This window comes from Leucobacter sp. CX169, assembly GCF_017161405.1.
GTDB lineage: Bacteria > Actinomycetota > Actinomycetes > Actinomycetales > Microbacteriaceae > Cx-87.
Genome location: NZ_CP071051.1, coordinates 155576 through 168107, shown reverse-complemented (window position 1 = coordinate 168107; position 12532 = coordinate 155576). Strand labels below are relative to the sequence as shown.

Here is a 12532-nt window from a genome sequence, read left to right as displayed (position 1 = left end):
GCCTGGGACACGTCGGCGCACGCTTCCGGCACGCGGGGTGCCCGATCACTCGGACACCCCCGGGCACTAAATCAGGTCGCGGCCCTCGCGGCGCGACTCTTTCCAGTCACGGTAAAACGCGCGCACGATCACGAAGAGCGTGCCCGCGACCACCACGGGCCAGATGAGGACATAGATCGTCAGCCAAATCGTTTCCATCAGAACTTCCTTTCCATCGTCGGGTCTGGGTCGAGGTCGCGCTCGAGGTCACGCAGTTCCGCCGCGTCCCGCACGGCAGCGCTCGCCGGGTCGAAATCGCCCGTGCGCTCCTTGATCAGCGCGAAGTCGAACGCCAGCCCGCGGTTCGCCATCGTGAGGGCGACGCAGACCAGAGTGCTCACGGCGTAGGCGACAAGCGATCCCGCGAGCACCGGGTAGGTGTGCAGGAAGCCGATGCCGAACGGCGCGACCGCGAGCGTCGAGACGACGCCGATGACGATCGCGGGCTTCATCCCGAAGAACCCAAACGCCATGAGCGCGAGCACGACCCCGACGCCCAGTACCGCAAGCACGTCGATGAAGATGCCGACGCCGCCCGAGAGCTCGATCCACTCGAACCGCGCTGGGAGGAAGAGCGCGAGCGCGGCAAGCACCGCCGACACGAAGGCCAGGTTGGTCACGCGGCCCCAGTAGAAGCTCGCGATGACCGGGAACACGAGCGCGCCCCACAGTGCACCAACGAACACGAGCAGGTCGAGAATGTTGAACTGCATCGAGGCGAAGCCCAGCGCGATCGCGGTGGCGACGATCATCGTGATGCGGCCCACCAGGATCATGGTCCGCGGCTTTGCGCGGCTCTTCCCCGCGATGTTCTGGCCGTACACGTCGGCCATCATGATCGACGCGAGCGCCGTCATGTCCGAGTCGGCGGTTGAGGCAAGCGAGCCCATGATCATCACAAAGAACACGCAGATCAGGATCGGTCCGAGGTACATCGACGCCATCTGCGGGATGAGGTTGTTCAGGTCGCCGCCCGCGGGAGTGACCCCGGCGTAAAGCCCGATCACGCCGAGCATGCCAATGCCGATGATGGTCGCGCCGTAGCCCACCGTCGCCGTGACGAACGTCTTCTTGATGAGGTCCTCGCGCACCGCGAAGAGGCGCTGCGCGATCGTCTGGTTGCCGATCGCGTAGGCGAGCACCGCGGCGATGTAGGGCGCACCCTGGTTGAAGAACGCGTCAGACGAGAAGAAGTTCTGCTGCTCGCGCGTGAGATTCTCGGCGCCCGCTTCAAAGAGCCCGGGGCCGCCCGCGGCGAAGAACACCACGGGAATGATGACCGCGACGGCACCCAGCATCGCGAGCACCTGCGCGAAGTCGGTGAGCACCGAGGCGCGGAAACCCGACCACAGCGTGTAGAGCAGCACGCCCGCGGCGATCGCGATGATGCCCTGCGTGAAGCTGAACGGCGAGAGCATCGAGATTAGCGCGCCGCCCGCGATGAGGTTCGACGTGAGGCTGATCAGGCTGCCGAGCACGTTCGAGCCGGCGAGCATGAGCTGGCTCGAACGGCCGTGCCGCGCGAACATGACCTCAGCGATGGTGTGGGCGCGCGGTGCCACCGCGCGGATCCTGCGCCCAAAGGGGTAGATCAGCAGGATCATGAGGGCGCCCCAGAGCCCGTAGTGGATGGGGCCGGAGATGCCGTAGGTGTAGCCGGACGTGGCCGAGGCGTACATCGACGACGCCCAGATCCAGGTCGCGGTCATCGAGGCCGCGGAGATGCCGAAGCCGATCTTGCCGCCGCCCGTCATGAAGCCGTCGGCGTTCTCCTTCTTCTTGGAGATGCGGATCGACATGTACAGGCTGCCGCCGAAGAACAACAGCATGAGCAGGACCGTCACGGGCCCCGAAAGTAATTGGAACGTATCCAAGTGGGAGTCTCTCTTTCTCGTTGGGATGCGATGAAATCGCGGATCACGGAGACGAGAGAGTCGCTAGGTCGGAAGCGGGAGCTCGGTCGCGGGACCGCAGCGTACGAGTCGGAGGGAAGTCGAGGGAATAAGACGGGCCGCAGTCGCGGGCGCCGAGAAATTCTGTTCAGTAGTCACTGGGTAGATACGAACCTGGGCTACTGCGTGCGTGCGTGCTGCAGCGAGTGGCCCGGGGTGCGGCTCCTTTCTGGTCAATGTGCCGGGCACCGTGCAGAAGCGTCAACGTTGGCGAAAGTCCCCAGCAAAATCCCAGCTTAGCAGCTCGATTTCCTAGCTGCCCGGCCGCGATGAGCCGCGCTTGGAGACCATCACCCACTGGGCCACGACCGCGACCCACATGGGTGTGCCGAGCAGCAGGGCCGGGATCATCCGCACGTCGTCCCCGTCCATCGACATGTACGTCCAGAAGAACAGGATGGTCTGCGCGATGGCGGCGAGCGGGATGGCCCCGAACGCGACGAGCGTCTGCGAGCTACTGGCGGGCCGGCGGGACGCGAACGCGAACGCGGCCGAGGCGAGCGCGGCGAGCGTCACGAACGCCGCGAGGCCAAGCGCCAGCCAGTTTGGCAGGTCGTAGCTGCGTTGATACTGCTCGTGGCCGCCGGGATCGACCCCGGCGAAGGTCCCCGGCGCGAAGTTGAGCAGGACCCCGAGGTCTTGCGACAGGCCGACGTCGTACTTGCCGACGGTGGTTCCCGCCGCCGCGTCAGTGTCGGAAAAGTCAAGCGTCATGACGATGGAGCCGTCAGCCTGGACCGTGCGCGACCCGATCGAGCCCTCCTGCAGGCTGTCTCCGAGCGTCTCCCCCGCGTACGTAAAGTCGTGCACCCAGGGCGCGAACCAATTCCCCACCTCGTACTGCACCTCTACCGGCGGCTCGGGGCGATCGTAGTCAGAGTCGATCCATCCCCCGGAGACGAGTTCACCCGCCAAGTCCTCACTCAGCGTGAGCTGGACGCTCAGCGGACGCAGCGGCTCACGCCCGTCGTAGGGGTTCAGCGGGTTCACCCAGAACTCGTCTTCCCAGTTCGAGAGCCACGCCGCCCAGCGCACCTGCTGGCCCGGGTGAGTACCGTCCACCGGGTCCACCGCGGGCGCCGTCAGCTCGTAGACAACCTCGACCTCGTGCGGGCCCTGCAGTACCTCTGCGAGCTGCGTGACGACCGCGAGGCTCCACTCCTGCGGAATCTCCCGGTACGGCACGGGTGCCCCGTCGATACGCACCGAGGAAACGGTGAGGCCGAGGTCTTGATCGGCCCGCTCGCTCGGCCATTCCCGGACCAACTGCGGCACGCTCCCGTTCGAGGCGAAGTTCACGGTGGTGCGCTCAGTCACCCGAAGCAGTCCGCGGCCTTCGGCGTCACGGCTCAGAGCGGCCTCCGCCGTAAACCCCTCGATCTGGGTCGACACCGTCCCAGGCAGGTCGCCGCTCTCAGAGATGAGCGACCGATCGGAGTCGTACGGCGGCGAGGTCGTCGAGACGAGCACGATTGAGCCGGCGAACACCGCGAGGGCGGCGGCGAAGGCGGCGAGCGCCGGCACCGACACGAAGTTCGCGGTGCGCCAGCCCCGGCGAGGGTTCCGCTCCCCCGTCTCGGCGACCACCTGCTGGGCGATCGCGTCGCCGGCGCGGCGCGGGCTGACCCCGAGCAGCGCGTACGGCAGCACGGGATCGGTGAGGGGGCCGCGCTCGAGCAGCCGCGTCGTCTCGGCGTAGACGTCGATGCCCCGAAGTTGTTGCATGAGGCGCGCACCCTTAGGGGTCAGCGGACGCGGGCGGCCCGTGACGAGCAGGATCGCGAGCGCGAGCGCCGTCGAGATCACGACAAAGGCAAAGGGCCACCAGACGACCGAGAGAATGACCTGCTCCGAAAGCTGGCGCAGCAGGCCCCACTGCACGAGCACGAGCCCGATCGGAGCCAGGCGCAGTGCCTGGCGGACGTAGCCGTCCGGCACCCAGCGCAGCTTTTCCTCGACGACGGTGTCGTCCTTGGACCACTTGCTCCGCCAGCTCCAAACCGTCGGCATGTTGCCGAGGCGCCCGGCCCGGGCTGCCGCGCGGGCGAGGTCGTACATCCAGAGCCCCCGGGGCACGCTGAGCTTCGTGGCCGGCTTCTTCCGGGAACCTTTCGGTTTCTCGGCGAGAGCCTGCACGAGCTCCGCGTGGCGCGCCTTCCCGCGCAGCCGTGCGGCCTGCTCGGGGCTGCAACCGGCCGGCGGTGTGCTCCGCGGCAAGAACCACGGTTCGCCGGCGCTGTCCGCCCAGACCACCCGGCGGGCTGCGAGTGCGGCGAGCAGCAGTGCCGCAAGCAACAGCATCGGCAGGATCGGCCCGTAGGTCTGCACCCAGAACAGCGCCGTTTTGGGCGGAAGCGCGAAGGTCCCGGGCTCGAACGTGGCGGTGATCCAGACATCCGCGTTGGGCGGCAGCGCCTGATCGTTCTCGAACGCGTACCGCACGCCCTCGGCGGTCGTGCCTTCAACGCTCAACCAGGCCGAGCTGCTCAGCAACAACCATCCGACGCTGCCCTTCGGCGGCCGCACGAGCGCGTCGTTGAGTTCGGGCGTGAGGGTGAGCGAGACCTCGATCCCCTTCGTCGCCTGCGGCCAGGTCGGGGCGAACAGGGGCCAATCGAAGCGGTCGGCACGCTGGCCGGTCGCGGCATCGGGCTCGACCGCGATGAGGTGGTGCAGTTCGTATGTGAGCACCACCTCTTGCGTGCCCTCGAGCTGCGCCCCGTCCGGTCGAGTGAGCCGCAGCTCAGTTGTGGTCGGGCGGCGCACGGTGGCGACCTCCGCATTGACTCCATCGATGGTCGCGCCGCGCAGCGCGAACTCGACATCGTGCCCCTCGAACTCGGTCACGAGGGTGCGCGTCACGGCGGTCTCTGGCCCGTTGATAAAGTCGGCGTTGAACCGCTCGGACACCGCGGTGACGAAGGTGCCATCCGCCGCGCGCTCGACCGAATAGTCGATCTTCGTGTCGCGGGCGACCCAATCCACCTCGTGGACGTCGGCCGCGGCGATGACGTCGTCGAAGTCCATGGGCTTGTTGATGATCGGGCCGAAAATGAGCAGGAGGCCAATCGCCATGACCCCCAGCCACGCGAACCGAATGGTGCCGCGAAGCGCGGGCGCACCGCGCGCACGCAGGCGCGCTTCGATCGCGGTGAGCACCCTCGCGAGCCAGCGGAAGAGCGGCGTGTGCGCGGGCTGCGGGTCGGGGATGCGCTGCGAATTCAGCAGCTCGGGGTCCGAGCCCGCGAGGTCAAAGAAGTCGGGCGGCGGCAGGCGGTCCCGGGGCTGCTGCGCGCGCTGCTTCATGGGTCGAGCCTAATGCGACGGCTTCGGCGCCCCCGAGCCGCTCCGCCGTAGACTGGCCGCGTGTCGAACCCAGCCGCCGCCCCAATTTCCCCCACCGACCTGCGCGTTCCCGGCCCCGCTGCCGGAGCTGCTGAGCCCCGCTCCGCGGCCGGCGGCGGCACGAACCGCCTCGGCAGCGCCGAGGTCCCCGTGCGATGCTACGAACCCGCTGGCGACGCCTGGGCGACGCTCGTCTGGGCCCACGGTGGCTCGTTCGTGCGCGGCACGCTCGACTGGCCCGAGGCCGATTGGGTGTCCCGGCGCTTCGCCGAGGCCGGCATTCGCGTCTACTCCGTCGACTACGTGCTCGCGGGGCCGCAGGTCTCGGCCCCCGCCCCCGCACGAGACGTCGCGGCGGTGCTCGCCTGGGCCCTCGCGCGGCACGACGCCCCCGTCTTCGTCGGCGGCGCGAGCGCGGGTGGCAACCTGGCCGTGCAGGCGGCCCTCACGTGCCCGGGGGCGGCGGCGCTCCTCCTGCTCTACCCCACCCTGCACCGCGCACAGCGGCCCGACCCCGCGATTCAGGCCCTCACCGCGGCGCTGCCCGAGGCGCGGCGCTTTTCGCCCAGCAGGATCGCGGCGATCTACGCCGACTACCTGGGCGAGGTGCCGCCCGCTGACGCCATCGTGGTGGGCGAGCAGGGCGCCGAGCGCCTCAGCCCGCTCCCCCCGACCATCATCGTGAACGCCGAGCTTGACGAGCTGCGGGCCTCGGGCGAACAGTTCGCCGAGCAGCTGCGCGCGGCGGGTGTCTTTGTCGATCTGCAGCTCGAACCCGGCACAGTGCACGGCTACCTCAATCGGCCCACCGAGTCGCCCGCGGCGGCCCGCGCGTGCGCCGACACGATTGCGCGGTTCGTCACGGCGCTGCGCGCACTCGGGCAGGATCCTGCCGGCGCGGCCCGGCCCGGCGCGGCGGCGCCTCGCCTCGTCGTCGCCCTTCCCGGGGCCACGCTCGAGCGCGCCGTGGGCGAGATCGCGGGCGCCGAGATCGTGCGCTGGGACCTATCGACCCCGCCCCCGCGCGACCACTTCGACATCGTCGTGCCGCCATACATGGACGGCCCGGCCGTGCTGCGCGCGCTCGCGGGGGTCTCGGTCGGGCTCGTGCAGAGCCAGTCGATCGGCTTCGACGGCGTCGCCGACTTCCTGCCCGACGGGATGCCATTCGCGAACGCCGCGACGGTGCACGAGACGTCGACCGCGGAGCTCGCGATCGGCCTCACGCTCGCGATGCAGCGAGGACTTCCTGACTTCGTGCGCGCGGGCGACGAGGGGCGCTGGGCCCCGGCACGCCACGCGAGCCTCGCCGACCGACGCGTGCTGCTCGTGGGCTACGGCGGGGTGTCGCGGGCCATCGAGGCGCGTCTCGCCGGGTTCGAGGTCGAGCTCACCCGGGTCGCCCGGACTGCGCGTACGACGCACAACGATGCTGGTGAGGAGGTGCCGGTGCACGGCATCGACGAGCTGCCCGCGCTCCTTGCCGCGGCTGAGATCGTGATCGTCGCGGTGCCGCTGTCCGCCGAGACCCGCGGCCTGTTCGACGCGGCCGCACTCGCGCGACTTTCCGACGGCGCACTGCTCGTGAACGTCGCGCGCGGACCCGTGGTCGACACCGGGGCGCTCGTCGCCGAACTCTCCCGCGGCCGGATCCGGGCGGCCCTCGACGTGACCGACCCGGAGCCGCTGCCAGCGGAGCACCCGCTGTGGGGCTGCCCGAACCTGCTCGTCAGCCCGCACGTCGGCGGCGCCTCCACGGCGATGATTCCGCGGATGGCGCGCCTCGTGCGGCGCCAGATCGGGCACCTGCTCGCGGGCGAGACGCCCGAGAACGTGGTGCTCGGCGGGCAGGATCCTGCCTGAGCTACTGGGCCTCGCTCGCCAACTCCCGCTCGCGGTTACGCTCGGTGAAATTCGCCTCTTCTTCGGCCGCGCGCTCAGCGGCGCGAACGAGGGCGCGCTCGGCCCCGGTTGAGACGCGCGCGATGATGACCGCAGGGATGAGGACGCTCCAGCAGATGATCGCCGCGACGATGCCGAACCCCCGCACCCCGAACGTCTCGGCCAGGAATGCGCCGAAGAGCGGAGCGAAGCTCGAGCCGACGATGTAGGCGCTCAGCAGGGGCGCCGACCAGCGGCCGCGCGCATCGAGGCCCGCCGCCGCCGCGAGGAAGAACACCATGGCGACGCCGAAGTTCGCGTTGTCCACGACGATGAGCACCGAGAGCGCCGTCGGGTCGGTCGCCGTTCCGATCAGGAGCTTCGTGAACCCGGCGATCCCGAGCGAGATGCCGAGCGGCAGCGCCCGGCCGATCCTGTTGCCCACGATGAGCAGAAGGCCGGTCATGACCGCGCCCACGATGGAAGCGGCTCCCAGGATCGCGCCGAACTGGGCCTCGCTAATGCCGAGCTGGACGGTCATGACGCCGGTCATCGCGTAGACCGAGTCCTCGCTCATGCCCCAGAACGGGAAGACAATGAGCAGCGCGATGCCCGCGATGGTGATGCGACGCGGGGCAGCGAGGGTCAGCGTGGCCGTGACGTCGGCGGGCTCGGCGAGCTCGGGGGTGTTCGGCAGCCAGGGAATGAGGGCGAGGCCGATTGCGGCGATCAGGGCAAGGGCGCCAAACACGGTCACCTGCGCGAGGCCGATGAGGGGCAGCAACACGAGCGCGATCATGACGACCACGCGGTTGACGAAGCCCGAGGTGGCCGAGACGCGGTTCGGGTTCTGAATCGCGGCCATCGCCGCGCCCGAGCTCGACAGTGCCCCGCCCGCCCCGATGCCGCCGGCGATGAAGCCAGCGACGACGACCGCCGGGTCGGGCACGAGGGCCGCGGCTCCAAAGCCCAGTACGGAGATCGAGAGCCCGATGAGAGCGACGAGGCGGCGGCGGGATCCCGAGGCCCAGCGCGCGGTGGACAGACCGACGACCGCCGAGCCCGCGAGGCTCCAGGTGACGATTTCGCCAGTCTTCACGAGGCCGAAGCCCAGCCGATCGGTGAACACCGTGATGACGAGGGGGACGATATTTGCCGTCAGCAACCCCACCATGGCGATGACGAACGTGGCACTGCCGTTGCGCAGCCCCAACGTCACTCGCGGATTTTCAATTGTGCGCTGGTTCGTTGCTACGTTGCTCACCAGGATCCTCTCTGGTGCGGCACCACTGCCGCCTCTCGAACCGGCTCGTTCCGGCCCGATCTGCAGGTGAGTCAAAATCACCTGCATTGTCAGCGTGCATGACAAGGCTCTTGACTGTCAAATCGAGACCGGCGCGTGTCCACCCAACGAAAACGGGCCACACCGCGAATCTCCTCGCGGTGTGGCCCGTTCCGGGTCGATCTTGGGCGCTAGAGCGCGAACGCCTCGTCGCCCGCGACCAGGGTGCGCAGCACGCGAGCGGTGAGCAGCGCCTCGGGCGCGGCCACCAGCGGGTTCACGTCGAGCACGTATGCATTGGCGATGAGGCCCGGCGCGATGCGACCGACCTCGTGCTCGATGCGCGACGCGTAGGCAGCCCCCGAGGTCTGCGCCGCGATGGCCTCGCCCGGCGCGAACGCGCGCTCCGGGTGGTACGGCGCAAGCGTCGGGTCGATGGCCGAGCCGCCAGTCAGCGCGATGTAGAGGTTCTGGGGCATCTGGTACGGCGCCGTCGGGGCGTCCGTACCGAGCGCCATGTGGGCGCCGGACTCGCGGAGCTTGCGCCACGGGAAGCCGTTCTCAGCGCGCTCGTCGCCGAGCACGGCCTTCCAGTTCTCGAGCACGGCGGGGTCGCAGTGCACGGGCTGCATCGAGGCGATCACGCCGATCTCGGCGAGGCGCGGGATGGAGTCCTCGGCGACGTACTCGAGGTGCTCGATCCGGTGGCGGCGGTTCTCGTTCGGTCCGTTGACCTCTGCGACGAGGGCGAGGGCGTCGAGGGCGATGTCGCTCGCCGCGTCGCCGATCGCGTGCATCGCGATCTGCAGGCCCGCTTTGTCTGCGGCCACGGCGACTGGGCGGGCGCGCTCGGCGGTCCAGATGGGGCCGGGCTCGTCGCCGTTCTTGTAGGGCGCGCGCATCGCGGCCGTGCAGGCGTCGATCACGCCGTCGAGGATGAACTTCACGCCGATGATGCGGAACCACTCGCTGTATCCCGCGGCCTCAACCTTGTCACGCATCCGCACCACGGTCTCGATCTGCGCGACGTCGGTCGCCTCCTCGCCGGTGGCGGTCAGCATCCAGTGCGCGTAGTACGGGAACGGCAGCTTGCCGTCGCGGTCGAGGCGGCGCATGACCGCGTCGAAGTCGGGCTCCATAAGCGCCATGTCGACGGCCCCCGTGACACCGGTAGCCAGGTAGGCGTCAAACGCCAGGTCGAGCGCGTGGTCGCGATCGGCGTCGGTGGCTGCTTCCTGCAGGAAGCCCCATACGTACTGCACTGCCGCGGTCTCGAGCAGGAAGCCGGTGGCGTCGCCGTTCTCGTCGCGGACGATCTCGCCGCCGACCGGGTTCGGGGTGTCGCGCGTGATGCCCATCTCGGCGAGCGCCGCCGAGTTCACCCAGGCCGAGTGCAGGTCGTTCGCGTCGAGGTACACCGGCACGTCGGGCAGCACCGCGTCGAGCATTGCGGCGGTGGGCTGATCCGCGCCTGCGGCCGAGATGGGCTCGAAGCGCCAGCTCACCCCCAGGATCCGCTTCGCCTCGGGGGCGGCGTTCCGGGCCGCGACGAGGCGATCCTGGATCTCTGCCACCGTGTTGCAATCGCGCAGCTGCACCTTGCTCAGCGACTCGCCGAACATCATGAGGTGGGCGTGGGTTTCGATCGCGCCGGGGGCCACGAACGCTCCGGCAAGGTCGACCTCGGTCGCATCCGCCACAGCGCCCCGCACCGACGCGAGCGAGCCCACCGCGGTGAATTTGCCGTCCTCCACCGCAAACGCCTCGGCGGTCTCGGCGGCCGGATCGCCGGTGAAGACGACGGCGTTGCGGTAAACGGTGGCGACCATGGGGTCCTCCTGTGTCTGGGCGCGGCCGTGGCCGCTGCGATGCGGGTGCGTTTGGGCGCGAATTGGGCGCCCGACCATTAGAGGCTATCGCGCGAAGCTAGACCCCGGGGCTCAACGCGACGAGCGGGCCCAGGATCGCGGCCGACTGCTCGGCGATCTGCTCGACCGAAACGCCGTAGGTGGTGCGCGCGAGCAGGTCGGCCGAGGCGGCGAGCGGCTGGATGCTCAGCGCGTGGCGCGCATCGAGCTGCAGCGCAGCCTCTTCCTCGGGCGTCCAGTCGTAGTGCATCCAGGTGAGCACGCCGGCGGGGTTCGCCACCGTCGCGGGGCCGCCGTCCGCGCCCGGAACAACCTCGAACGAGGCGATGATGCCGGTGCGCTGGTCGAGGCCGAGCTGGGTGTTGAGCATGTTGCCGAGCGAGTACCAGACGAGGGTCTGACCGCCGTCCGCGCGCGGCACCCACTCGACCGGCTGCAACACGTGGGGGCCGGTGCCGAGCACGACGTCGGCGCCGAGATCGGCCACGCGCTGCGCGAAGGCTCGCTGCGCGTCGTTCACCTCGTGCGAGTCCTCCGTGCCCCAGTGGGCCGAGACGAGAACGAGCTGCGCGTTCGCGCGCGCCTCGGTGAGCAGCCGCTCGACGAGCGCGTCGTCGCCCATGAAATTCAGTGACACGTCGTCGATCGACGCATTCGAGTACTCGGCGAACGAGACGAGGGCCGTCTTGACGCCGCGCACCTCGCCGTACTGGATCGCGCTCTGCTCCTCCGCCGAGCGGTTCGCGCCCGAGACGGAGAGCGCCTCAAGGCCTTCCCATTGACCGCGCGTCGCCGCGATGCCCTCGGGACCCTTGTCGGCCGAGTGGTTCGTCGCCAGGTTCACCAGGTTGCAGCCGACGCCCTGGCGCAGGTCGCGCGAGAACTCCGCGTAGGTGTTGAAAGTCGGGTAGCCGCTGATGCCGAAGTCAACGCCGGCGCTCGGCACCTCCTGGTTACAGAACACGGCGTCCGCACCCGCGAGGTTGGGCTGAATGCCGTCGAAGAACGGCGAAAAATTGACGCTGCCATCGGCCTGCACGGCGTTCTGGTTTACCGAGTCGTGCGGCAGCATGTCGCCCATGGCCAGCACCCGAATCGGCCCTTCGTCCGTGGGGGCGGGCGCAGCCTCGGCGGAGGGCTGGGCCGCGGGCGGGTTCGTCGCGGCCGTTTGCCCACCGGAGGTCGCCCAGACGGCGCCGCCGAACAAGAGCGGGATCACGACAGCCGCCGCGTAGGGCAGCCAGCGACGGGCCCCCTGAGTCGGAGGGGTGTCCGCGTCTCCTGCGCGGGGCTCGGCGCCGGCATCAGCGGCGAGTGCGGGCGCGACCGCTGCGCGGGCGGGCTCCGCGGCAACCGCCGACCGAGGCGCGGGCTCCGCGGCAACCGGCACGACGAGAGCCACCGGGGCGACCAGCGGCGGCTCGGGTTCGAGCTCTGCCTCGGACTCGGCGACCGGGTCGACCGCCTGGTCGCTCACCGCGTCGCTCGCCCAGCGCGGGTCGTCGAGACGGGCGGGATCGATCTCGAGCTCCTCGGTCAGCGACCTCAGGAACTCGGCCGCGTCCTCGAACTCGGGGTCCGCGGACGGCTCGGCCTCGGCGGACGCGGGCGCCACGGTCTCGCCGATAGCGAGCTCGGGCTCTGCCTCGGGCACTGATGCGGTGTCGGGCGCCACATTCGGTTCGTTCTCCGGCTCGGCAGGGCCGTCCATCGCGGCGTCGAAACCGGTCGGTTCGGGCGACGCACCCGCGTCGGCCGCCGCGGGGACCGGGAAGAATATGAGGTCGGGCTCAGGTGTTGCCACGGGCTCGGGCACGATGCCCGGCGCCGGGGCTTCGGGTCTGGGAGCGGACGGCTCCCCCGCCCCGACGGATCCTGCCGCGGGGTACACCCGGGCGGTGCGACCCTCGGGCGCGCCCGGCACGGGGGTGAACGGCGAACGGGCCGGGCGGGCCGGCGGCTTCCAGGGCGCGAGATCGCCGACGCCCTGGGCGCCCGGATCCTGCCCCGCATCGGAGCTTCGCGGCAGTTCCACCGCGCGCGGGTCGACGGGTGCGTCGGGATCGGTCGGGTCCTGGGGGTTGATCGGTCCCAAGGAACCGAACGGGTCAAAATCGCGGCCACTCATGCAAATACCCTAGTCCGCGAAGCTATGGCGGGTCGCC

At 69.9% G+C, this 12532-nt stretch carries 7 protein-coding genes; 1 reads left to right on the top strand and 6 read right to left on the bottom strand.

Annotated features, from left to right (window positions below; all coding sequences use genetic code 11):
- Window positions 1-66: 66 nt before the first annotated feature.
- The 3 genes from JW030_RS13465 to JW030_RS00710 form a co-directional block, all read right to left on the bottom strand.
- Window positions 67-198, bottom strand: a complete 132-nt coding sequence (locus JW030_RS13465) for a putative transporter small subunit (RefSeq protein WP_215401671.1) — start codon at window positions 196-198, stop codon at window positions 67-69.
- The gene (locus JW030_RS00715) at window positions 198-1868 is read right to left on the bottom strand and encodes a sodium:proline symporter (RefSeq protein ID WP_188045867.1); all 1671 of its coding nucleotides are present in this window, start codon (window positions 1866-1868) and stop codon (window positions 198-200) included. Before JW030_RS00715 ends, JW030_RS13465 begins: the two co-directional genes overlap by 1 nt.
- Window positions 1869-2243: 375 nt before the next feature.
- On the bottom strand, window positions 2244-5297 hold the full coding sequence (locus JW030_RS00710; protein ID WP_188045858.1) for a hypothetical protein: 3054 nt from the start codon (window positions 5295-5297) through the stop codon (window positions 2244-2246).
- 60 nt (window positions 5298-5357) lie between these two features.
- Between JW030_RS00710 and JW030_RS13640 the strand changes: the two genes are divergently transcribed.
- Complete coding sequence (locus tag JW030_RS13640; RefSeq protein ID WP_370567035.1) at window positions 5358-7199, top strand: NAD(P)-dependent oxidoreductase; 1842 nt, start codon at window positions 5358-5360, stop codon at window positions 7197-7199.
- A gap of 1 nt (window position 7200) precedes the next feature.
- Here JW030_RS13640 and JW030_RS00695 read toward each other — a convergent pair whose 3' ends face one another.
- From JW030_RS00695 to JW030_RS00685, 3 genes are all read right to left on the bottom strand, one after another.
- Entirely contained in the window at window positions 7201-8481 is a 1281-nt protein-coding gene (locus tag JW030_RS00695; protein ID WP_188045859.1) for an MFS transporter, read from the bottom strand.
- A 209-nt stretch (window positions 8482-8690) separates the two neighbouring features.
- Complete coding sequence (locus JW030_RS00690; RefSeq protein ID WP_188045860.1) at window positions 8691-10328, bottom strand: amidohydrolase; 1638 nt, start codon at window positions 10326-10328, stop codon at window positions 8691-8693.
- A 97-nt stretch (window positions 10329-10425) separates the two neighbouring features.
- A complete protein-coding gene (locus JW030_RS00685; RefSeq protein WP_241095484.1) occupies window positions 10426-12495 on the bottom strand; it encodes a CapA family protein in 2070 nt (689 codons plus the stop codon).
- Window positions 12496-12532 lie beyond the last annotated feature (37 nt).

What these genes read in the sequence shown, in the direction of transcription:
- JW030_RS00690 (WP_188045860.1), bottom strand. Translation starts at nt 10,328, where the DNA reads ATGGTCGCCACCGTTTACCGCAACGCCGTCGTCTTCACCGGCGATCCG.
- JW030_RS00685 (WP_241095484.1), bottom strand. Translation starts at nt 12,495, where the DNA reads ATGAGTGGCCGCGATTTTGACCCGTTCGGTTCCTTGGGACCGATCAAC.
- JW030_RS13465 (WP_215401671.1), bottom strand. Translation starts at nt 198, where the DNA reads ATGGAAACGATTTGGCTGACGATCTATGTCCTCATCTGGCCCGTGGTG.
- JW030_RS00710 (WP_188045858.1), bottom strand. Translation starts at nt 5,297, where the DNA reads ATGAAGCAGCGCGCGCAGCAGCCCCGGGACCGCCTGCCGCCGCCCGAC.
- JW030_RS00715 (WP_188045867.1), bottom strand. Translation starts at nt 1,868, where the DNA reads ATGCTGTTGTTCTTCGGCGGCAGCCTGTACATGTCGATCCGCATCTCC.